21 protein-coding genes are annotated in these 21,827 nt (G+C 56.2%); 9 read left to right on the forward strand and 12 right to left on the reverse strand.

What is annotated here, in order from left to right:
• Positions 1 to 119: 119 nt before the first annotated feature.
• The gene (locus SYN7336_RS12850; RefSeq protein WP_017326356.1) at positions 120 to 362 is read left to right on the forward strand and encodes a DUF751 family protein; all 243 of its coding nucleotides are present in this window, start codon (positions 120 to 122) and stop codon (positions 360 to 362) included.
• A gap of 152 nt (positions 363 to 514) precedes the next feature.
• Positions 515 to 922, forward strand: coding sequence for a 30S ribosome-binding factor RbfA (gene rbfA / locus SYN7336_RS12855; protein WP_026100956.1), 408 nt, complete (start codon positions 515 to 517; stop codon positions 920 to 922).
• Positions 923 to 966: 44 nt separating this feature from the next.
• On the opposite strand, the gene aspS is transcribed toward rbfA, so the two are convergent.
• A complete protein-coding gene (aspS, locus tag SYN7336_RS12860; protein ID WP_017326358.1) occupies positions 967 to 2,790 on the reverse strand; it encodes an aspartate--tRNA ligase in 1,824 nt (607 codons plus the stop codon).
• Between the two features lie 657 nt (positions 2,791 to 3,447).
• Here aspS and SYN7336_RS28030 point away from each other — a divergent pair.
• Positions 3,448 to 3,945 carry a type IV pilin protein gene (locus tag SYN7336_RS28030; RefSeq protein ID WP_017326359.1) on the forward strand — a complete coding sequence of 166 codons (498 nt, stop codon included), beginning with the start codon at positions 3,448 to 3,450 and terminating at the stop codon, positions 3,943 to 3,945.
• A gap of 58 nt (positions 3,946 to 4,003) precedes the next feature.
• Here SYN7336_RS28030 and SYN7336_RS25795 read toward each other — a convergent pair whose 3' ends face one another.
• From SYN7336_RS25795 to SYN7336_RS12880, 3 genes are all read right to left on the reverse strand, one after another.
• On the reverse strand, positions 4,004 to 5,776 hold the full coding sequence (locus SYN7336_RS25795) for a hypothetical protein (protein WP_017326360.1): 1,773 nt from the start codon (positions 5,774 to 5,776) through the stop codon (positions 4,004 to 4,006).
• Positions 5,777 to 5,858: 82 nt separating this feature from the next.
• Complete coding sequence (locus SYN7336_RS12875) at positions 5,859 to 6,608, reverse strand: gamma-glutamylcyclotransferase (protein ID WP_017326361.1); 750 nt, start codon at positions 6,606 to 6,608, stop codon at positions 5,859 to 5,861.
• 9 nt (positions 6,609 to 6,617) lie between these two features.
• A complete protein-coding gene (locus tag SYN7336_RS12880) occupies positions 6,618 to 6,899 on the reverse strand; it encodes a hypothetical protein (RefSeq protein WP_017326362.1) in 282 nt (93 codons plus the stop codon).
• Between the two features lie 235 nt (positions 6,900 to 7,134).
• Between SYN7336_RS12880 and SYN7336_RS12885 the strand changes: the two genes are divergently transcribed.
• On the forward strand, positions 7,135 to 7,509 hold the full coding sequence (locus SYN7336_RS12885; RefSeq protein ID WP_026100957.1) for an urease subunit beta: 375 nt from the start codon (positions 7,135 to 7,137) through the stop codon (positions 7,507 to 7,509).
• Between the two features lie 75 nt (positions 7,510 to 7,584).
• Here the strand turns inward: SYN7336_RS12885 and proC are convergent, their stop codons facing one another.
• From proC to wecB, 4 genes are all read right to left on the reverse strand, one after another.
• Positions 7,585 to 8,418, reverse strand: a complete 834-nt coding sequence (gene proC, locus SYN7336_RS12890; RefSeq protein ID WP_017326364.1) for a pyrroline-5-carboxylate reductase — start codon at positions 8,416 to 8,418, stop codon at positions 7,585 to 7,587.
• 64 nt (positions 8,419 to 8,482) lie between these two features.
• Complete coding sequence (locus SYN7336_RS33005) at positions 8,483 to 9,133, reverse strand: cell division protein SepF (protein WP_017326365.1); 651 nt, start codon at positions 9,131 to 9,133, stop codon at positions 8,483 to 8,485.
• A gap of 410 nt (positions 9,134 to 9,543) precedes the next feature.
• Positions 9,544 to 10,263, reverse strand: coding sequence for a YggS family pyridoxal phosphate-dependent enzyme (locus tag SYN7336_RS12905; RefSeq protein ID WP_017326367.1), 720 nt, complete (start codon positions 10,261 to 10,263; stop codon positions 9,544 to 9,546).
• Positions 10,260 to 11,405, reverse strand: a complete 1,146-nt coding sequence (gene wecB, locus SYN7336_RS12910; protein WP_017326368.1) for a non-hydrolyzing UDP-N-acetylglucosamine 2-epimerase — start codon at positions 11,403 to 11,405, stop codon at positions 10,260 to 10,262. The genes SYN7336_RS12905 and wecB overlap by 4 nt, the downstream gene beginning before the upstream one ends.
• A 226-nt stretch (positions 11,406 to 11,631) precedes the next feature.
• On the opposite strand from wecB, the gene SYN7336_RS12920 reads away from it, so the two are divergent.
• Positions 11,632 to 14,484: a pitrilysin family protein gene (locus tag SYN7336_RS12920; RefSeq protein WP_017326370.1), complete on the forward strand. Its 2,853-nt coding sequence runs from the start codon at positions 11,632 to 11,634 to the stop codon at positions 14,482 to 14,484.
• 337 nt (positions 14,485 to 14,821) lie between these two features.
• Here the strand turns inward: SYN7336_RS12920 and SYN7336_RS28905 are convergent, their stop codons facing one another.
• Positions 14,822 to 15,151, reverse strand: coding sequence for a type II toxin-antitoxin system HicB family antitoxin (locus SYN7336_RS28905; protein WP_071590781.1), 330 nt, complete (start codon positions 15,149 to 15,151; stop codon positions 14,822 to 14,824).
• A gap of 620 nt (positions 15,152 to 15,771) precedes the next feature.
• Here SYN7336_RS28905 and SYN7336_RS12940 point away from each other — a divergent pair.
• The 3 genes from SYN7336_RS12940 (at position 15,772) to SYN7336_RS12950 (ending at position 18,263) form a co-directional block, all read left to right on the forward strand.
• Positions 15,772 to 16,086 carry a TMEM14 family protein gene (locus SYN7336_RS12940; protein WP_017326374.1) on the forward strand — a complete coding sequence of 105 codons (315 nt, stop codon included), beginning with the start codon at positions 15,772 to 15,774 and terminating at the stop codon, positions 16,084 to 16,086.
• A gap of 13 nt (positions 16,087 to 16,099) precedes the next feature.
• Complete coding sequence (locus SYN7336_RS12945) at positions 16,100 to 17,671, forward strand: glycosyltransferase family 39 protein (protein WP_017326375.1); 1,572 nt, start codon at positions 16,100 to 16,102, stop codon at positions 17,669 to 17,671.
• 73 nt (positions 17,672 to 17,744) lie between these two features.
• Positions 17,745 to 18,263: a YIP1 family protein gene (locus tag SYN7336_RS12950; protein ID WP_017326376.1), complete on the forward strand. Its 519-nt coding sequence runs from the start codon at positions 17,745 to 17,747 to the stop codon at positions 18,261 to 18,263.
• Positions 18,264 to 18,522: 259 nt separating this feature from the next.
• On the opposite strand, the gene SYN7336_RS12955 is transcribed toward SYN7336_RS12950, so the two are convergent.
• A complete protein-coding gene (locus tag SYN7336_RS12955; RefSeq protein ID WP_017326377.1) occupies positions 18,523 to 19,575 on the reverse strand; it encodes a Fe(3+) ABC transporter substrate-binding protein in 1,053 nt (350 codons plus the stop codon).
• Positions 19,576 to 20,050: 475 nt separating this feature from the next.
• On the opposite strand from SYN7336_RS12955, the gene SYN7336_RS12960 reads away from it, so the two are divergent.
• On the forward strand, positions 20,051 to 20,506 hold the full coding sequence (locus SYN7336_RS12960) for an NUDIX domain-containing protein (RefSeq protein WP_017326378.1): 456 nt from the start codon (positions 20,051 to 20,053) through the stop codon (positions 20,504 to 20,506).
• A 76-nt stretch (positions 20,507 to 20,582) separates the two neighbouring features.
• On the opposite strand, the gene petD is transcribed toward SYN7336_RS12960, so the two are convergent.
• Positions 20,583 to 21,065: a cytochrome b6-f complex subunit IV gene (gene petD / locus SYN7336_RS12965; protein WP_026100961.1), complete on the reverse strand. Its 483-nt coding sequence runs from the start codon at positions 21,063 to 21,065 to the stop codon at positions 20,583 to 20,585.
• Positions 21,066 to 21,149: 84 nt separating this feature from the next.
• Complete coding sequence (petB, locus tag SYN7336_RS12970; RefSeq protein WP_017326380.1) at positions 21,150 to 21,797, reverse strand: cytochrome b6; 648 nt, start codon at positions 21,795 to 21,797, stop codon at positions 21,150 to 21,152.
• Between the last annotated feature and the right edge of the window lie 30 nt (positions 21,798 to 21,827).

Genomic DNA, 21,827 nt, shown 5'->3' on the forward strand with positions numbered 1-21,827 from the left:
CTGGGCTTGCAATTGGGGCGAACTTGCAATCGGGGCGAAAAAGGGAGCGATCGGGCAGATGGCAGAAGGGGCGTTAGGATAAAGTGAGTAGGGTTTTGAATGCTTGTTGAAAATATGCAATGGCTGAAAAGAAATTAGAAGACCGGTTTATCGAGAATGTGTCCCGCTATCCCCTTTACGTTATTTCGGTGATGGTGGGTGGCCTTTGGGTGTTAGTGAAACCCCTAGCGGAGTTGTACAAAAAAAGTCGGTTTGCGGCGATCGCCGTAACACTGGGGGGTATTTTGGCATTCCTATTTGTGACGCTGACACTGCGGGCCATGATGGGGGAAACCTGGCTGCCGTCTGGATTGGCCTCTTAGCTTGGCTCTAGAAGGGGCTTTGCGGCGGCGATTGGGGGCGAATCTGTAAAGGTAAGGTTCTCGGCCGGTTGAAGGCTCGACCGGCTGGGGCAGGGGTGGCAACAGTATGCCGGGGAAGCGCAGCGATAGGCTGCGGTATGAGGGTTTATATGATGGCGAACGATCGACGAGTAGCTCGCGTGGCTGCATCAATTAAGCGCGAGATTGCCCAGATGTTAATGTCGGGCATTAAGGACGAGCGAGTCGGAACGGGCATGGTAAGCGTGACAGATGTAGAGGTGTCGGGGGATCTCCAGCATGCCAAGGTTTTTGTCAGTTTTTACGGGACTGAGGATGCTCGGGCAGCGGCAATGGATGGCTTGCAGGCATCGCAGGGATATGTGCGCAAGGAAATTGGCCGGCGGGTTAGACTGCGACGGACGCCGACGATCGCGTTTTACGAGGATCGCTCGTTGGAGCGAGGAACTCAGGTGTTGTCATTGCTAAACAAACTGCACGCAGAACGGCAGCGACGAGGGGAGACGCCGAGCGCCCCCGATAGTCCGCCCGCGGCTGAGTGAAGGTGCGGAATACCTCCTTAGGTTGGAGACAAACATGCGGGCTTTTATGCCTCAGGCTCGTAAGTAGAGGCAACACACAGTTCTTTTAACTGCTTGTCCTCAACCCCTGCAGGTGCATCGGTCAGCAGGCTTCTACCCTGCTGCGTCTTGGGAAAGGCAATCACATCGCGAATCGAATCTTCCCCTGCCATCAGCATCACTAGCCGGTCTACACCGTAGGCAATACCGCCGTGGGGGGGCGTACCGTACTCAAAGGCTTCCAGCAGGAAGCCGAACTTATCGCGGGCCTCTGCCGCTGATAGACCGATCGCCTCAAACACCTTCTCCTGCACCTCCCGCTGATAAATCCGCAGGCTGCCTCCCCCCACTTCAACCCCATTCCAAACCAAGTCGTAAGCCTGGGCGCGGGCCTGAACCAGATCGTCCAGATCTTCGGGGTTGGGGGCGGTGAAGGGATGGTGTAATGCCTCGTTGCGCTGCTCGTCTTCATTCCACTCAAACATGGGGAAATCGGTGACCCACAGCAAGTTCAGTTTGTCTGCGGGAATCAGATCGAGCTGGAGACCCAGATGTAACCGCAAGCGGTTGAGGGATTCGTTGACGATCGCCTCATCCCCGGCCCCAAACAGCAGCAAGGTGCCGGGTTCCGCCCCGGTTAACTCCAGCAGGCGCGCCTTCAGGCCGTCCGTCAAGCTATCTTTGAGGGCTCCAATCGTGTCGATCTCGCCCCCTGCGCGAACCCGAACAAAGGCCAGTCCCCCCGCACCGTACTGCTGAACCAGCGAGAACAGATCGCCACCGGGTTTGATGCTGGTGTTCGAGATCGCGTCATTGCCCTCGGGCACGGGCAGAGCCTTGATAACGCCGCCAGATTCGAGGGTTTTGGCGAAGATCTTAAACTTCGTGACCGCGAAGACTTCGGAGACATCGACCAATTCCATACCGAAGCGTGTATCGGGGCGATCGCAGCCAAATCGAGCCATCGCCTCGGCATAGGTCAGTCGGGGGAACGGACGGGGCAGATCGATATCTTTCACCGTCTTAAAGATGTGGCAGATAAGCCGTTCGTTGAGATCGAGGATGGCTTCCTGCGAGAGGAAGCTCATCTCCATATCCAACTGAGTAAATTCTGGCTGGCGATCGGCCCGCAAATCTTCGTCCCGGAAGCAGCGGGCAATTTGATAGTAGCGATCGACCCCAGACACCATCAGCAGTTGCTTGAACAACTGAGGGGACTGGGGCAGCGCGTACCACTCGCCGGGGTTGATGCGGCTGGGCACTAAAAAGTCGCGGGCTCCTTCGGGGGTCGAGCGGGTCAAGATCGGGGTCTCGACCTCCATAAAACCGGCTTCGTCTTCTAAGAAGCGGCGCATCGCTTTGACGACCTCGTGCCGCAGCCGCAGGTTGCGACTCATGCGATCGCCTCGCAAATCGAGATAGCGATAGCGCAAGCGCAACTCTTCTTTGGCGATCGCCTTCTCCCCATCTAGATCGTTTTGGGAGACGGCAAAGGGCAACTGCTTGGCCACCCGGTTGAGAATTTCCAGCTCTTCGGCATAGACCTCGATCTGGCCGGTCGCCAAGCGAGGGTTGAGGGAGTCTTCAGGGCGGAGATGGACGGTTCCCGTCACTCGCACGACATATTCGCTGCGGGCATCGCCCGCCAAACCGGAGGTGGCGGGTGTCTTTGCGGGATCGCTGACCAGTTGAACGATACCCGTGCGATCGCGCAGGTCTAGAAAGATGACACCGCCGTGATCGCGACGGCGGTCGATCCAGCCATAGAGGGTGACGCGATCGCCCTCGTGGGCTAGGCGCAGGTCGCCGCAGTAATGGGTCCGGGTGGGACGGTTTATCGCAGTGGTCATGGCGAGCGCTCGCAACAATTAGCAAATGAATGGGCAATGGCAAGAGACACTGACAGTTGTGCCTCAACCCAAGACAGGGGGCAAATTCCTGCTGAAATTGTCTTTGCCGCCCTACAGAGTACCAGTCTGCAGTCCCTCCAACAGCCCCTAGATTGACGACGAGCCGCTCGGGGTCGGACCAGTTGGGGGAATGGCAACCGATATGAGGCTTCAGATCTGGCTCAAAAATCTTAACATTCCACTCTGACCAATCGGACGGTTTAGCTGGAGGTAACCGATTATCTGCAGACGGCGAGAACTTTCTGCATGGAACTCTTCGTTTAAAAAAATACCGAGTTTACGGCTTGAACTGACGACTATTAAACAGTAAAAGCTCAATGAATTGTGAAGGAGGATTGGAGTTTCATTACTCTCTTGAAGGCTGGATCTTTGATGTGGGAAAGGGTTTGCTGGAAGAGAGAGAATATAAAGTAACTGCCATTCTCCTTAAAGATACGGTGATTTTAGGGCGATCGCATCTGGCCGCGACGGTATTGACGTACGTGTTCTGTTTGTGCGGAGTTTTCTTTTTTGTGTAATAAGTGAATGATTTTGTGTCAAATTTGGGATTAATATGACCAAGTGATGTTTGTTACAGACCTTGTGAGAGTCGACCGCATGTTTTCCACTTTTCAGCCCAAGTCCCCGATATATCGCCTCCTGTACGCTCGCAAGCAGGGTTTTACACTGATCGAACTGTTAGTCGTGATTGTCATTGTCGGCGTCCTCACGGCAGTAGCAACACCCACATTTCTCAACCAGGTGCGCCGCTCCAGACTGGCGGAGGCTCAAGCAGCTCTAGATGTGGTCGGCTCTGCTTCCAACATCTACCGTTTCGATAATGGTGTCTATCCGAATGACTTCAACCAAATTCGAATCGGCACGGGCTTCATGGATACGCGCTGGATCGATGCGGCCCCTAATTATGGCACTGCTCCAACCGCGAATGAGGGACCCAACCCAGGATTTATGACGGGGATGTTTTGGACGGCAACCGCCAGCGCTAGTGCCACTGCGTATCGCACTCAGGCCGGATTTCCAATAGAGTGCAGTTTGGGGCTGGGAGATGATGCGATCGACACCGTTACCACGATTAACTCAAACTGTAATTTATAGATTGGGTCAACGGGCAAGGGCTCTCCGCTCCGAACACTTTTAACAATCAAATTCCAGATTACCGGGTCTGACACCAAAAGAGTTTGTACCGATAGCCGGGAGCTTTACGTTTGGGCTCGGGATCGGGGTGGCAATGGTAAGGCTCCACGTCGGCAGGGGCGGTAAAGTTGAACAGCCACAGTTGAAGCGGTCGGGGCAGGGTCTGGAGGGCATCGTACAGTGCTTCGGAGGCCGGTGTGGGATCGCGGTCTTTGTGGGCTAACAGAAATTGGGGGGAAAAAGACTCGGGGGGGGCCGAATCTCCGGCAGAGTTGCGGGCGAGGCGATCGAATTCCCAGGCCAAGCCCATCATGCCGCCTGTTTGGGCGTGGGTTTTGTGGACGATCGCCACCAACACAGACGTGTCGGCAGAGGCCCGCTGGTGGGCTTCCAATAGAGTGGGGACGACGAGATCGGGGCGCTCGGGTTTTTGGTAGGCAAAGTTGGTGACGACGGTCAGGCTGCCGAGCAATCCGGCGATCGCCATCACGATAACGGCTCGCTGACCCGCTTTGGGCCGCCGCGAACTGCTGTCGGCATCCTCTGCCTCTTGCCAAGCCCTTGCTAACGTTGCCCCCAGCAGCAAGACTAAGGCGGGAAAGTAAATGAATTGGTAGCGGGGAGCCAGGGTGAGATCGGTACCGGCAAAGTAAGTGAGTGCTAGCACGATCGCGATCGCCGCCCCGATAAAGCTCCCCAATGTCTGCGCGGCCAAGCGGGTTTCGGGTTGTGCCAGCAGACTGCGAACTGCCCGTACCAGGATGGGTGCAAGCCAAGCCAGTATCCCCAACAGCAGCAGCCCGGAGGCGATCGCCACTGGCAAAGGAACTCCTTCCACCGGCAATAATATCAGCATGGTGATGAGCCAGAGCAACAGGCGACCGATCGGCTGGAAAAATTCTCTCAGGGGTTCGCCATGGTGAATCCAGTCCACTAGCTTGCTGTCGTAGACTCCCCGGAATTGCAACAGCCAGCCACTACTGAATAGGGCCGTGGTGAGGCCCACCAGGTAGATCTTGCGCCAGATGGGACTCCAGAGCAGGGCTCGCAGCTTTCCATTTCTCCAGGCAGATACACTTGCTGACAGCAAGATGCCCAGCAACACCAGAGCTTCGGCAGCGAGGGTGAGGGCGACAAAGTAATGGGTGGCAACTCCTAAGATATTGGCGATCGCCCACAGTATCGGCCAGCGATTGGGGAAGGGCGAACCGGGCGATCGCAGTGCTCGAACGGCAATGGTGAAGGCACTCAAGGAGAGCAAAATCCACAGAATCGCCAGGGTGTAATGGCGGGTTTCTTGGGCTAAGTAAATGCCGAAGGGGGAGACGGCCATCAACAGGGCGGCGAATTGACCGGCTAGGGGCGATCGAAATAGGGTGCGTCCGGCGAAAAAGGTGGCGGGGATGGCGGCGACGCCGAGGAGGGCGCTGAAGGCCCGTGCCAGCCAGAGGGAGACCAGTCCTGTGGGGGATAGCAGTTGCAACCACAGATGGCTGAGGGCGAAATACAGAGGGGGGTGAGTGCTCTCGGCCATGAGGGTGCGGACGGTGTCTGCGGGGCCGAGGTTGCGGTCCACTTGTAGCGGAGCGAGTAAGTCTGGGATGGCAATGGGGCGATCGAGGGGGATGTCGCGATAGCCGTGGCCGAGGCTAAAGGCCAATGTAGACCATTCGTCGCCCCAGGGGGGTTTGGAGTCTAGGAGTGTAAAGCGCAGGGCAAAGGCGATCGCCGTCCAAAGGAGAACGAGCGCCGTCGTGGGCCAGAACTGGTGAGGGCGGAGGCGTTGGGGCATTGCTGTGGATGGACAGTGACGTGGAGTTGTGGCGATCGCCTTATTCTTCTAAAAATAGATTTTCACTGCCGAATCACAACGGTTACGCCTTGAAGCTGCTCGGCTTCACATCAGTCGAACCCAACTCAACAGTAGTTTGCGAAGACGATGGCGGCATCTGTTGCAACCGGGCCTCAACCCGATTGCCCAATTCCCCCAAATAAGCATCGACAATCCCGATCGCCCTCAATCCCTGCACCGTATGCATTAAATAGTCGCAGCAGGTTCCCCATTCCCCCCTCGCCGTCGCGATCGTTTCCACCGTGCGCTCCAGCGATAATTTGCCTGCGTAATGGACGTGCTGGCGATTGGCGGCAAAGGCGATCGCCCATCTTTCACAATCGCGATCGCGCACCCGCACCCACCTCGGGCAATAGGCTTGCAGCATCATTTCCCGCCGCCACACGGGCAGCAGTTCGTCACGGGCGCGGGCGGCATCTACTCGATAGGCCACCCCCCGGCAGCTACCGCCGCGATCGAGCCCTAACACCAAGCCCGGATTTTCGATCGAGCCCCGTCCGAGGGGCGATTGCAAGCAAAATCGACGGTGCCAGCCGTAGACTTTGACCAAACGGCGATCGCAAAACTGAAATGTCGGATTCCAAATTAGAGAGCCGTAGGCAAATACCCATACCTGCTTGCCATTGGGATTGCGCTGCAAGCAATTGAGCATCGATTGCTGTAATTCAGCTTCACTCAGCACCGCGACTCCCGCTCGGTCTGCAGTTATCCCTGCCTGCAGCAGCATGCGCTGCAGGTGGCGAGCTTGTAAGTCGGTGCGAGTCAGGGCCATGTCGGGCGATTATGCTTTGAAGCCGTCGATATGGACACTGGTGGAAATCTTGGGGCCTGCCAATTTGTAGAGGGTATCGCGCTCGTTTTGATTGGTTTTGAATTCACCCCACTGCGCTACTTGCGTTTCTGTCAACATGGTTCCCATTGGGGGAAATTCTTGATTGATGTATGCTTTGACACCGGTAGTGAAGTAAGGGTCATCTTTGCGCACGTATTGGCGGGGTTCGATTTCAACTGCCACAAGCTTGCGGGTAGCAGTTTCCACACAGATAAAAATATCGGTTTCCATAAAGACAGGGAAGAATCCAACACAGACACAATTTTGGGTCAGAGCAGCAGATCGCACTCACTTTCTCACAGTAATCTAGGTTCGCCTTCTGGTGAAGGGGGGGTGAGGAATGCGGGGGTGTTGCAGAGCTGAAATTTGATGCTTCAATCGGGTTATCGCTAGCGGGTTCCCAATGGCTCCTAAAAAGACTGCTAAGAAATCCTCAAAGACCGATCGGTTAAGCCCGACAGCACCGATTATTCCGGGGGAACTGCTGCTGGCAGACGAGCCCATTCAGGCTAATGTGGGGCGATCGACGATCGCTCTAGAGGTGACCAACAGCGGCGATCGCCCCATCCAAGTGGGATCGCACTATCACTTTTTTGAAGTCAACCGTGCCCTGCAGTTCGATCGCGCCTCCAGTTTCGGCATGCGCCTCAACATTCCCTCCGGCAACGCCGTCCGCTTCGAGCCGGGTCAAACCCACACCGTTACGCTCGTGGCCTTGGGGGGCAAAGGATTAGTACACGGGTTTAACGGGTTAACGGGGGGCAGCGTGCGGACTGCGACGCAAAAAGAGCGATCGCTGCAGCGGGTCGCAGCTTGGTTGGAAACAGGGGCGATCGGCTAGCCGTTTTGCCATTCGCGCCGCACTCATTGCTTCCACTGAGATGAATTCAGCCTGTTTGAAGGCATCGCAGCAAAATTAGGAGGCAGATTCTCGCAGTTGTCGCGAGCGCTCTTTGGCTGCCCGAACGGCTTCCATCAAGGCCGAGCGGAATCCCCTTTGCTCCAAGACCGAAATACCGGCGATCGTCGTGCCGCCCGGACTGGTCACCCGATCTTTTAACACGGCGGGGTGCAAATTTTCTGACTGCAGCAGTTGAGCGCTGCCCAACATGGTTTGGATGGCGAGTTCGGTGGCGATCGCCCGAGGCAGCCCCACCCGTACGCCCCCATCAATCAACGCCTCGATTGTCACAGCCATATACCCCGGCCCCGAGCCCGATAGAGCCGTCACCGCATCCATTTGCGATTCGGGGATCGCCAGCGTGCGACCGACGGCTTCAAATAACGCCTGCGCTCGGGCTGCTTGGGCCTCGGTCACAGAGCCGCCAAAACTTAAAGCAGTCATCCCCGCACCGACTAACGCCGGGGTATTGGGCATTGCCCGCACCACTGCCGCTTGAGGAAAGGCAGTCTCCAACTGCGCTAGCGAAATCCCCGCCAAGATCGACACCACCAAATCGGCCTCGATATGAGGCTGGACTTGCTCTACCACCAGCGGAAAAACTTGGGGCTTAACCGCCAACAACACCGTCTCAGCTTTAGCTGCAACAGTGTTGTCAGAAAGAGCGCGCAGCCCCCATTCGTCAGAAAGAGCGCGCCTCAGATTTAAATTGGGTTCGCTCACGCCCACCTCTTGGGGAGAATAGAGTTGAGCGCGGAGAATCCCTCGCAACAGGGCAGAGCCCATCGCCCCGCCTCCAATAACCGCCAACTTAAGGGGTGTGGATAATTCGGAGGTCAGAGCATTCATTCTAGACGGCACATCCGAGCACGAAACTGCTGACGAACAGGATAGCCGTTGCGGGAGAGGAAGGCTAGCCGTTCGCGGCGGCGGCCCAGACGGGGTTATTCGCGCTGAAGTCTAACGGACGCTCGATGGGAGTCGGTTCGGGAGTGGAGATGGTGTCCTGTTGGCCAGTCGTGGTTGGGGTGGTGACGGCGATGCAGTTGGGGGTGAACAAAAAGATGTTTTCGCCAATGCGCTCTTGATGGCCGTCAATGGCATAAGTTCCGCCCGCTACAAAGTCCACCGAACGCTGTGCATCGGCAGGATCCATGAGCGTTAGGTTCATCACTACAGATTTGCGATCGCGCAAGTGCTTAATCACTTCCGCCATCTCGTCAAAGCTGCGCGGATTGACGAGCAACACTTCTCCCTGCAAGTTTTGTACTCCTGGCATATCAATCACTTTGTTGCTATCTAAATGAGAAACGGGCATGGGGCGATCGCGCAGCGGCCGACTGGGGGTGCGAGTCTTAAAGTCGTTGGAGGCAGACTCGCGATCTCGATCCCAGCGACGACGGCGAGCAGCTGAGTCTAGCGGTGCATACTCCGAAGAGGGGCGATCTCGCTCGTACAGGTCGCGATAGTCGCGCCCGTCCAACTCTGCATAGTCGTCTTCAATCGCATCCATTGGGTCGGTAAATCCAACCATTTCCTTGAGCTTGCCAAATAATGCAGCCATGATTAATCTCCCCAATTCTAATTCTGAATTTATTGAAGGAGCCCAACAGCGATTTCTACCTCAAGCCCCTGCAACTGACATGTATGCCAGCCTGTGCGCGATACAACAGACTCTAGCCGATCTCTACAATTCTGCACAGACTATCCTTGCCAAATCTGAAAAGCTTTTTTCGACAGATTTCGTATTTAAGGTGAGGTCGAAATGCTTCTTTACAAAGAAGCGACAAGATTCGCAACAAATACGCCACTACCGATAGCGCTTGGTATAGATATAGAGGCGATTTAACCCTTATCCCTAGTATTTACGCAGCCTTTGCTACAGGACTTGGCGACCCCTTCAAATGGCGGACGATCGAAAACTTTATGTTTATTTAGGGATCGCTTCATGTTATTAAACCTCAACACTTGAATTCAGATCGATTCGTCAGAAGAAGAGGTTTTAAAGATCGATCGGCCAATCCTGATTTGGGTTGCACCCGCTCGGATGGCTGTGGGGTAGTCTCCCGACATACCCATTGACAGGACGAGGGGCTGTTGCCGATCGCAAGGACAGACAGGGCTGGCTTGAAGGCGATCGCCTAGATCTTTCAGCTTGAGAAATAAGCTTAGCGACTCTTTTGGACTGAGGCCAGCGGGCAGGATGGTCATGAGGCCGCGAATGTGTAGGTGGGGGAGCTGAGCCAGTTGGGGCAGGCTATCCAGCAGTTCGGCGGGGGACCAGCCGTGTTTGTTGGGATCGGGGGCGAGCTTAACTTGTAGGCAAATCTGCGGAATTCGGTTTAGTTCTGCCGCGATGCGATCGAGACGCTGAGCCAGTTTGAGGCTGTCGACGCTGTCAATCCAATCGAAAAGCTGGACGGCTTTGCGGGCTTTGTTGGACTGGAGGTGGCCGATGAGGTGCCAAGTGCAGTCGGAAAGATCGGCAAGCTGAGCTAATTTGGCTTCGGCTTCTTGGATGCGGCTTTCACCAAAATGACGCAATCCGGCACTGTAGGCAGTGCGAATGTGGCCTGCCGAGAAGCCTTTGCTAATGGCAATGATGCAGACGCTAGGGGGGATTTCGGCTTGGAGTTGGGCTATCCGATCGCCGATGTAGGAGAGATCTGCGCTGGAGGGGGCTGTCGAGTTCACTGTACAGATATTGTATTTGCTGGGGTTGTTTGGCGGGCGAACCACTGGCGCATGCCGGTCAGAATGCGCTCGGTGGCACGACCGTCGCCAAAGGGGTTGGCGGCTTTGGCCATGCGGGCGTAGGCTTCGGGATCGCTCAAGAGTTCTGAGGCGGCGGCGACGATCGCCTCGGGATCGGTGCCCACTAAGCGGGCAGTGCCTGCGGCGATCGCTTCGGGGCGTTCGGTGGTTTGGCGCAGGACGAGGACAGGTTTGCCTAGGGCTGGGGCCTCTTCTTGAATGCCGCCGGAATCACTCAGGATGAGGGTGCAGTGTTGCAGGGCGGCGACGAGATCGCCGTAGCTGAGGGGTTCGACTAGGTGGGCGCGGGGATGGTTGGCAAGGACGGTGTTGAGGGGATCGCGAACGGTGGGGTTGCGATGCAGGGGGAGCAGCAGGGCGGTGTCGGGGAAGCGATCGAGTAGGGTGCGGAAGGCGGTGGCGATCGCTTTGAGGGGATCGCCCCAGTTTTCGCGGCGGTGGACAGTAGCGAGAAGGATGCGACGATCGTTCCAGTTGAGTTGGGGGACGGGGGGGGTGAGGTCTTGTCGGGCGATGGCGAGCAGGGCGTCGATGACGGTGTTGCCGGTTTTGATGGGGGTGCCGACGGCGCTGGAGGCTTTGAGATTGGCGAGGGCGCGATCGGTGGGGGCAAAGTTGAGGCTGGCCAGTTGGGAGATGAGGCGACGGTTGGCTTCTTCGGGGTAGGGGTTGAAGAGGTCGTCGGTGCGCAGTCCAGCTTCGACGTGGCCGATGGGGATTTGGCGGTAGAAGGCGGCGAGGGCGGCGGCGAAGGCAGTGGTGGTGTCTCCTTGCACGATCGCGAGGTCGGGGTTGGCCTGTTGGAAGTAGGTTTCTAGGCCGCGCAGGCTGCGCTCGGTGATGTCAGTCAGGGTTTGGCCCGGTTGCATGATGTCGAGGTTGACGTCTGCTTTGAGGTGAAATAGTTGCATGACTTGGTCCACCATTTCGCGGTGTTGGCCAGTGAGGACGACTTCAACTTCAAAGTCGGGGGCAGTTTGCAGTCCGGCGATAACGGGGGCGAGTTTGATGGCTTCGGGGCGGGTGCCGAGGATTGCGGCAATGCGATGGGGGGCGGTCACGGTGGTGGGTAGGGGGGATTGCTGGATCTAGCTTGTCATATGTTGGTTTTTGGGTTGGGGAAGGAACCATTGCTTTTTTAGTTTGGGATTCAAGTCGGGGTATCGATAAGGTCGGGAAGGTTTTGGAGGAGGGCGGGCAGAATTCGAAAAGGGATTTGCACGGTCGCACTCGCTTCGGGCAGATCGTTATGATGTCGAAAGAACAAATGCGGACACTCAGGCATCTATGAACGGGTTAGCAGTGAAGTTGAAACAGCTCGGGATCGCGCTCCTAGCGATCGCCTGGATGGGATTGAATCTCTTCAGTCCTCCCCCCGCCCGGGCAAAAGAGATCCACAGCTTCCGCACCCCCCCTGTCACTCAGCTAGCGGATGTGCGATTGGGGGCGGACAGTATCCAGCCCCCCACGATCGCCGCCCCCAACCTGCTCATGCCCAGCTTGACCGAAGGAGTCAGGAAGACCGTATCGAGCAATGGCCTCACCGTCTTGAGCAAAGAAGTCCATACCGCCCCCGTCGTCGCCGTACAAGTGTGGTATCGGGTCGGCAGTGCTAACGAAACCTCGGGCAACAACGGCATTTCCCACCAACTGGAACACCTCCTGTTCAAAGGCACCCGAGAACGCCCCGTACAATTCGGTCGCCTGTTCGACGCCATCGGCAGCCGCTCTAACGCCTTCACCACCTTTGACGCCACCGCTTACGTCAACACCCTCAGCCGCGATCGCCTCGATACCATCTTGACCCTCGAAGCCGATCGCGCCCTCAACACCCGCATTGACGATGCCTCCGTCGAAAGCGAAAAGCGAGTGGTCATCTCCGAACTGCAAGGCTACGAAAACTCCCCCAACTATCGCCTCAACCGAGCCGTCCGCAGTTCCCTGTTCGAGTCGCCCCGAGACAGTAGCATCGCCGCCTACGGCCTGCCCATCGGCGGTACCCGCGCCGATGTCGCACAATTCACCCCCGCACAAATCAAAGCCTATTACCGCCAGTACTACGCCCCCGACAATGCCGTGTTAGTGGTGGTGGGAGATTTTGACACCAACGACCTGCTCCACAGCGTTCGCAACACCTTTGGAAAATTGCGCGGCCACCCCAATCGCACCAAGGCCCAACCGGCGATCGCCAAGCCCCTGCCCCCCTCCGATCCCATTCACCTCGAAGAACCGGGCAGCCTGCGCCTCCTCTCCCACATGTACCCCTTGCCCGCCGCCACCCACCCCGATGTCCCTGCCCTCGACTTGCTCAGTGCCATTCTGTCGCGGGGGCGCAGCGGTCGCTTCTATCGCAATCTCATCCAAACGAACATCACCAATAGCGTCAGCAGCGGCACCTCCAACCTGCAAGGGGCTGGCTGGTTTAATGTGGGTGCCTCAATGCGAGACGGCCAACCGACAGAAGCCGTGGAGGAGGCCATTTTTGCCGAATTGGAGCGCCTGCGCGCCGAACCTGCGAGCGAGGCAGAGTTGCAGCGGGTCAAACGACAATTAATCGCAGGCGTGGTATTGGGCTTTCGCGATATTTCCAGTCAGGCTCGCCAACTGGGCAGCGATGAAGTGCTCGCTGGCGACTATCGAGATAGCGATCGCTACCTACAAGCCGCTGCTGCCGTCACCCCGGCCGATATTCAACGGGTGGCCCGCCAGTACCTGCGGCCCGAGCTGTGCCACAAAGGCTATTTCACCCCCACCCAATTCGCTCCTTCTGACTTGAGTACAGATGCCGGAGAGGCGATCGCCGATCGCCCCGCAACAGTGGTGCTGGACGATGCCGATAATGCGCTCGACCTGCAACAGTATTTACCTGCAGCCGCCGACTCCGAGATCGATTTCTCCAATCAACCCATCCCCGAAAAAATCGTCTATGGCAATGGGTTGAAGCTGCTGCTGCTGCCAGATCGCAGCGCTCCCGTCGTGACTCTAGAGGGGCAAGTGGATGCGGGCAGTGGCTTCGATCGCCCGGAAACAGCCGGCTTGGCTGCCCTTACCGCAAGCAATTTAACCAGCGGCACTGAACGTCAAACCGCCCTAGAATTTGCCGAAACCCTCGAAAATCTAGGGGCTGGTTTGGGCTTTGCGGCCCGTCGCGAGGGGGTGGAATTTGGCGGCGCGGCTCTGGCCCAAGATTTGCCCCTGCTGGTGGAGCAATTGGCAGATGCCCTGTTGCGGCCCACATTCCCAGCCGACCAGTTGGAACTCAACCGACAGCGCTCGCTGGCCCGCCTGCAAGCCATTTTGGACAACCCCAGCTCGGTTGCCGTTCGCACCTTCCAACAATCCCTTTACCCGCCCGACCATCCCTACTACACCATGACCACGGCCGAATCGCTGCAGGCGATCGGGCGGGACGAGGCGATCGCCTTCTACCAAGCCCACTACCGCCCCGACACCACCACCATCGCCTTGGTGGGAGACTTCGATGTCGAGGCCGCTAAGGCGTTGTTCAGTCAGTATTTCAACGATTGGTCCAAACCGGGTACTGCTCCCAAACTAGAGTTTCCCGAAGTCACTCCCCTCGCTCAAACCGAGCGGCAGTATGCCCGTTTGGAGGGCAAATCTCAGTCGGTGACCTATCTCGGCCATTTGGGCATCAAGCGCCTCGATCCCAACTTCGAGACGGCTCTGTTGCTCAACGACATTGTGGGGGGCAACACCCTAGCCAGCCGCTTGGGTCGAGAAATTCGCGATCGCCAGGGGCTTACCTACGGCATCTCCAGCGGTTTCCGCACCGGTCGCGGTGTGGGTCCTTTTGTGGTGTCGATGCAAACCGATCCGACGGATGTGGATCGGGCGGTGGAGAGTGCGATCGCGGTGCTCGATCAGGTCAAATCGGAGGGGGTGACCGAGGCTGAGTTGGAATTATCGCGGGACAGTATCGTCAACAGTTTTCCAGTGAGCCTAGCCGATCCCGATGCGGTGGCCAGTGCGTTTTTGCAGCGGGAAGTGCTGGGGATTCCGTTGGAGGATCTGTACGAGTTTCCGCAGAAGTTGAAGGCGATCGAGCTGGAGGATGTCAATCGGTTGGCACAGCAAATCTTACAGCCGGAGGCTATGCAAATTGTGACGGCAGGACCCTAATCTCGCGATTCGCGATCGAGCGTAATATATCCAGAGGATAAAGAGTTTATTTACGCTACATTAAGGCCACAGGCAATGAGGCGATCGCCTCCAGTCGTGCCGTATTAGTCTCTTTTGGCAAGCCATTCATTGCCAATCCCGATCTACCCTTGCGCTTTAAACTCGACGCCCCTTTAAACGAACCCAATCCCAAAACCTTCTACGGTCGCGGTCCTGAAGGGGCCGAGCTGGGATACACAGATTATCCCGCTCTGAGTGCTCGATCTTAATGTCAAATTCGAAACGATTTTACGTTTTTCAGGAATCGATTCAATATGGAGTAGCCGGAGTTTTGCTCTCATTGGGAAAGCTTGCTGGCGACCAATCGATTGAGACTCATGCCTATCTCTGCCGCCTGTGTGGCAAGTTTCCGGTGTAAATGAGGAGAAACCCTAACCATAAACTTGCCACTATAGGGTCGAGTCGATAGCGGCTCTGGCACGGGTTCTCCTGAAGCCTGCATATCTTGAAGGCACTTGCTGACAACGGCTCTCACACCGGATAAGGCTCTTTCTGGCGATTCGTCTAACCAGCTCAAACTGGGGAATTCAACACAGGAACCCACATATTCTCGGTCTTCTTCAGACCAAGTCACTCGGTAAGTATAACGCTCCAGATTATTGGTCACGATCGGCCTCCAACTTCTCGATGGCTAGCAGAACTTGTCGAACCTGGTAAACCGCATCCATGTTGAGACCTAGAGTTTTCAGGCGTTGCACTCGGCCCCCTAAATCCCCCACCAGTGGGGGACTTGTGAGAGGCTATTGGCTTCGTTCTAAAACTTTAATGACTGCGATTCGCCGGTTCGTCTTCCCCGTCTCCAAACCCCAGCTAGCGCTGTCGTCAAGTCCCCCAGAATGGGGGATTTAGGGGGCGAATACCGCGATCGACAGCGCTAGTGAGAGGGACTAATCGATGTCTCATCAAAACTACGGGTTTCAGACTAGACTCGGTTTAAGACTTTGCTTTGCCCTTGTTGTTTTGAATATTGACCAGCGGATCGCCAAGGCATTTTGTAAACTCGATGATTCCCACCAGATTGACGGGCTTTGCCAAAGTAATGGTCGCAAACCTTACAAAGATCGTTGAAGCGAACTCCGTTCGGATTCTGCTTCATCTGTTGAACGAGGTCGCGCAGGTTGCCCATCCCACTATAGTATCACTATTGGTACTGATATCGTGCCAGAATTTATCCTGTGACGATCGCGATCGCGCTACTATCGCTTCATCAACCGTTTCGAAAAATATATGAACGCTATTGCCCTAATCGCGATCGTTGTCTACGCCATTCTCGTCGCCGTTGGCGGCGCGATCGGATTCCTCAAGAGCAACAGCAAGATCTCGTTAATCAGCGGGCTGGGCAGTGCCGCAGTCCTCATCGTGGCTCGCATCGTCGCAAGTAACTCCCCCAGCGCCGGTCTGGGGATTGCCTTAGCCTGTGCGATCGTTTTGGCGATCGTGTTTGCGGTGCGCTTGCGCAAAACCAAAAAGTTAATGCCTGCTGGAGTGATGATTGTGGCTAGCGCGATCGCCGCCGTCCTGTTTGCGGTGGCATTGGTGTAGAGACATTTCAGCATTGCTCCCCATTCTCACCCTGCTCGCCCTCGGCCTCTGCGTTCGCATCGCGATCGCCATTCTCCTGCCCCCCGGCTTTGACGAAGCCTACTACTACGCCTACACCCTCCACCCCAACTGGAGCTATTTCGATCACCCGCCCCTCGTGGCGATCGCCACTGGCTTCGGCCCTTGGCTAACCGGCTCGGTGACGCGCTGGAGTATTCGGTTGGGGCCACTGCTGCTGCATACCGGTTCGCTGCTGTGGCTAACCCTCGCCACTCGACACCTGTTCGGTCGAACTGCGGCCCTGCTCGCGCTGGCGATCGCCAGCGTCATCCCCATCTTTCAAGTGGGATTCGGCACCCTCGCACTCCCCGATAGCCCCCTCGTGTTTTTCTGGAGTTTGTGCCTTTACTGTGCTGCCCGGGAGTTTTTCGATCGCGATCGCCCCTACCGTCCGTCTTGGCAACTGTCTGCAGTCAGCTTGCTGGTCGGGCTCGCCTGTTTGGGCAAATACCACGGTCTCGCCCTCGGCTTTGGGCTGGTGTGCTTCTGCCTCCTGAGCGATCGCCATCGGTCCGCCCTGCGATCGCCCTGGACGCTATTGGGCTGCGGCCTGTTTGCCATCGCCCTTGCCCCGATTGCGATTTGGAATGCCCAACACCAATGGGCCTCATTTCTATTTCAATCCAGCCGCGCCATTCCCACCACAGGCTATCGATTCGACAGTCTGGCCGTCACTGGGTTGGTGGGGATTGCCTATTTATTTCCCACCCTGGGCTTGCCGATGTGGTGGGCGATCGCCCGGGGCAGTTGGGTCAGCCTCGCCGCTCGCTGGGGGCGATGGCAGGGGCAAGCGGAGATTCCCGACAAGTATCTGCTGTTGCTGTGCGTCTCTCTGCCCATTGCGATCGGGTTTACCGGCATGGGGGGATACCGCGCGATTTTGCCCACTTGGCCGATGCCAGGGTTTTGGGGCATTGTGCCGCTACTCGGACATCTGGCCTCGCAATGGCGATCGCCCTCCCCCGCTCTCGTCTGGCGATGGCTGGCGGGGTCTGGACTGACTGCGAGCCTGTTGATGCTGCTAGCGACCTTACACGTTCGTGCGGGTATTTTTCAAATCCCCAGTACCCAGGCGGTATTGGGCGGCATCATTCCGGTGGAAACGGATGCCTCGACCCAACTGCTCGATATCGAACAACTGCGGCGCAGCATCGAACAGTCTCCAGACTTAATAGAAGCTTTGAACGAGTCCGGGTTTGTCTTTACCAACAACTGGTTTGCCAGCGGGCAGGTGGCAATGGCGATCGCCCCACTGTCCCCAATTCCCATCACCTGTTTCAGCTCCGACCCGCGCGGGTTTGCCTTTTGGTCCGAGCCCGCCCAATGGCTGCACCGCAATGGGGTCTACGTTGCCCTCGACTATTCTGCTAACCCAGACCGGAACCCCGAAGCCCCCTACCGTCCTTACTTTCAATCGGTGGATGCGATCGGACGCATCTCAATGGTGCGAGGGGGAACGGAAACGGCGATCGCTCGTTTTTACCGCATGGACGATCTAATACAGCCCTACCCGTGGCCCGATTGAATGCCCTGCCACCTGCAGCCACTCTCGTTTAGCGCTATTGTTGGAACGATGTAGTGACTGAGGGACAGCAGGAGTGGAAGCCTTTCTCGACAACCTCTACGGCACCTGGTTTTTTCCCGATCGTACCTTTCGATCGCTGCGGGAGGAGGCTCCCATTTGGCAAGCTGCCATCATTACGATCGCCCTCAACGCCCTCGATGTGGGACGCAGGTCGGGGTTTGGCATTTTCTCTCTGGTGCAGTGGGTCTCGATCGGGCTGCTGGGTTGGGTAATTTTAGGGGCTTTGTTGCGAGGGCTAGCCTTTAGCTTCGGTCGCGATCCCCGTTTCGATTCCGTCTTGGTTCTGATTGCTTTTGGGGCGCTACCGTGGGCATTCGTGGCTCCCGCCCAAGCCTTGGGCGGTCCTTTAGGAGCCCTGTTCGGATTAGCAGCATTGGTGTGGTTTCTGGCCTGGGAATTGTGGGCGATCGCGATTGCTTTAAAGATATCGTGGTGGCGAATTGTCTGGCTTTTGCCCTTAACGTTTGCGGCTGGGTTTGTGGCGATCGCTTGGGCGGTTAGCACGTTCAAGGCGATCGCGTCGCTGGGGTGAAGTGAGGGGTCGCCCACCTCTCGCTGCTCGACAGAGCCGACAAAAACGACCGCAAGCAACGAAAAGGGGAAATGGAGAGGTGCGATCGCCTATTCCACAATCGGAATTAACTGCACGGACTGAATCACCTGCTCTTGACTCTCCTACTAGTCACGCAAACTTGCAGTGCCGCTGAACAGCGGCACCGCTTGCTGTAGCTTCCGAAAACTACGATCGCCCCCGTTCCAGAGTAGAGGGAGCTAATTCCAAAGGGTGGGGTCTACTTCCAGCCCACCTCGTCAAACACCGCGATCGCCTCTGGGTTGTTCTCGCCATAAAGGGCAACCCCGATACTATCGGTTTTGAACTCCCCTAACTCAGCCACAATCGGATCCACCTCCACCCCCTCCACAACAGGAAATTCGTTATTGCCTAAGGCAAAGGTCGCCTGGGCCGCAGGAGTGGAAAGATATTCCAAGAAGGCGATCGCCGCCTCGGGATTGGGGGCATTGGCCGCAACCCCCGCACCACTGATATTCACGTGGGTGCCCCGATCGCCCTGGTTGGGGAAGAAAATAGCCGTCGATTCAGCCACCTCGCGATCGGCAGGATCGTCGGACTTTGCCAGACGAGCCCAATAATAATGGTTGGCGATCGCCACATCGCAAACGCCCACCGCAACACCGCGAATTTGGTCGGTGTCGCCCCCCTCAGGTTCCCGCGCAAAGTTATTCACGATCCCCTCCGCCCAGCTTTCCGCAGCCTCGCGACCGCTATGGGCGATCGTCGAAGCGAGCAAAGACTGATTGTAAATATTGGAAGAACTGCGAATGCAGACGCGATCCTCCCATTCTGGCTCTGCCAGAGCTTCGTAGGTAGACAGCTCGGAGGGATCGACCGTTTCGGGATTATAAACAATCACCCGAGCCCTTTGCGTCAATCCGAACCAATGCCCCTCGGGATGGCGGAGATAGTTGGGAATCGCCGCTTCCAAGGTTTCCGATGTCACCGGCTGGAACAATCCCTCCGTGTCGGCCCGCCACAGAGTCCCAGCATCGACAACGATCAATAGGTCTGCCGGACTGTTAGCCCCTTCACTCTTCATCCGTTGAATCAGCTCGTCAGCCTTACCTTCAATCAGGTTAATGTCGATCCCTGTCTGCTCGGTAAATTTGTCGTATAGGGCATCGTCTGTGTCGTAATGGCGAGCCGAATAGATATTGAGAGAGCCCGAAGGGGCTGCAGGGGTTGACGTGCTTGCGATTGGCTCTGAAGAACAGGCAGCTATTCCCAATGCAACCACCATCAATCCCAATACTGAGACTTTTTTCACGTCTGTATCCCTTTATCTGATTGAAATGCGGTCATTATTGCCTCCAGTTTTGGAGTGCTAGCGCATTCTACCACCATTAATGCAATTAAGTATCAACAGTGATGACATATTTGCGAAGACTTCTTGCTCGATGTCGTCCACATCCAGTCGATTTAAACTCTTCGTCCTCTTCGGGATTCCTGGTTTTGTACGCTAAAGTCTTCTTTTCTCCCCAGGATTGAATTTATTTTTATCTAAAAATTTTATTGAGCGTGCTTTATGCTGCGATTGTTCTTCTGTGTCATCTAGGGTTCCGTATTCAGTTGGTTGGGGCTCCAACCTCATCCCTTCGGCCTTCCAGTGACGGCCAGTTTCAGGCTGGTTTACTGATTGAGAGGTATATGCATTTAGTTTGGAGCGGATGGCACAGTGACAACACTCTAAGAACAGGCAATGCTAAGCTCACTTCCAATACTGACTCTGCATGCCCTCATTAATGTTCCAATTGTGGAGATTTGGTCGCACTCTCTTACGCCTACTGCTACGGCGACCCCTGGTTGGTACGAGTATCATTCCCATTCTCGGGGATGGGAGAATTGTCTTGGTGCGACGTCGAGATACCCGACAGTGGTCGCTGCCAGGAGGGTTAGTCGATTGGGGGGAAACAATCGAAACAGCGGCTCGGCGGGAACTGGTGGAAGAAACGGGCTTGGAACTCACACAAGTGCGCCGATTGGTGGGGGTCTATTCGTCAACCGATCGCGATCCCCGCATGCATTCGGTCTGTATTGCGATCGCCGCCGATGCCTGCGGTCAATTCAGCATTAGCGACACTGCAGAAATTGTTGAGGTACAGGCCTTCGAACTCTCAAAGCTGCCTCTGGGCTACCTCGCCCACGACCACGATCGCCAACTCTCCGATTTTTTTGCCCATCGCACGAAGTTATCCTAACAACCCGCGCCTCTAGACGTAAAAAAGGAAGGCCATCCGACCTTCCTCGAACACTTAACTGGAATCTGAGGTGTTGTCAGAACAGCCCTAAAGTCAGGGACTTATCCAGAGGTAACGTTGCACCGATCCCCAAATAAATGGTGAACAACGTGCCAATTAAGAACACCGTGGTCGCAACAGGACGACGCAGGGGATTTTGGAACTTGTTGACGTTCTCCAAGAAGGGCACGAACAACAGGCCGGCAGGAATCGAACTCATCAGAGCAATCCCCAGAAGCTTGTTCGGGGCAATGCGCAGCAGTTGGAAAGCGGGGTACAAATACCACTCGGGCAGAATCTCGAGGGGAGTTGCAAAAGGATTGGCAGGCTCGCCAACACCAGCAGGCTCCATAACCGCTAGGGCGGCACACATTGCGATCGTCCCCAGGATGCAGACCGGAAACATAAATAGCAGATCGTTAGGCCAAGCGGGCTCGCCGTAGGTCATGTGACCCATGTTTTTTTCTAGTTTGGCGCGAACCTTGGGGTTATCCAGATCCACCTTTCGGATGACAGGCATGGCAGATTCTCTCTGTACGTGCAAATAAATAATCAAAGCTAGCAAGTGAGGACAGCGATCGACCTCACTCGCAAAAAAGACGATTTACAAAGGTCCGGAAATACCCTGCTTGCGAATCATCAAGAAGTGCATCAGCATGAATACCGCAATGAGCCAGGGCAACACAAAGGTGTGCAAGCTGTAGAAGCGGGTCAAGGTCGCTTGACCGACGCTCTCGCTACCGCGAATCAGCTCGACCAGGGTTCCGCCCACGACGGGAATGGCACTGGGAACGCCAGAGACAATCTTCACCGCCCAGTAACCCACTTGGTCCCAGGGGAGAGAATAGCCTGTCACTCCAAACGATACGGTAATCACAGCCAAGACAACGCCGGTCACCCAGGTTAGCTCGCGAGGCTTTTTAAAGCCCCCCGTCAGATAGATGCGGAAAACGTGCAAAATCATCACTAAGACCATCATGGAAGCGCTCCAGCGATGGATGGAGCGAATTAGCCAACCGAAGTTGACTTGGGTCATGATGAAATTAACCGAATTGAACGCATCGGCCACCGTCGGCTTGTAGTAGAACGTCATTGCAAAACCGGTTGCAAACTGGATGATGAAGCAAACCAGTGTGATGCCACCCAAGCAGTAAAAAATATTGACGTGCGGAGGAATAAACTTACCTGTGGCATCATCCACAAAGGGAGTCAGCTCCAGACGCTCGTCAAGCCAGTCATAAACCTTTGCCATAAAACTAAAACCTTACGCTCAAATCCTTTC

Source organism: Synechococcus sp. PCC 7336 (assembly GCF_000332275.1).
Classification (GTDB): Bacteria; Cyanobacteriota; Cyanobacteriia; order Thermostichales; family PCC-7336; genus PCC-7336.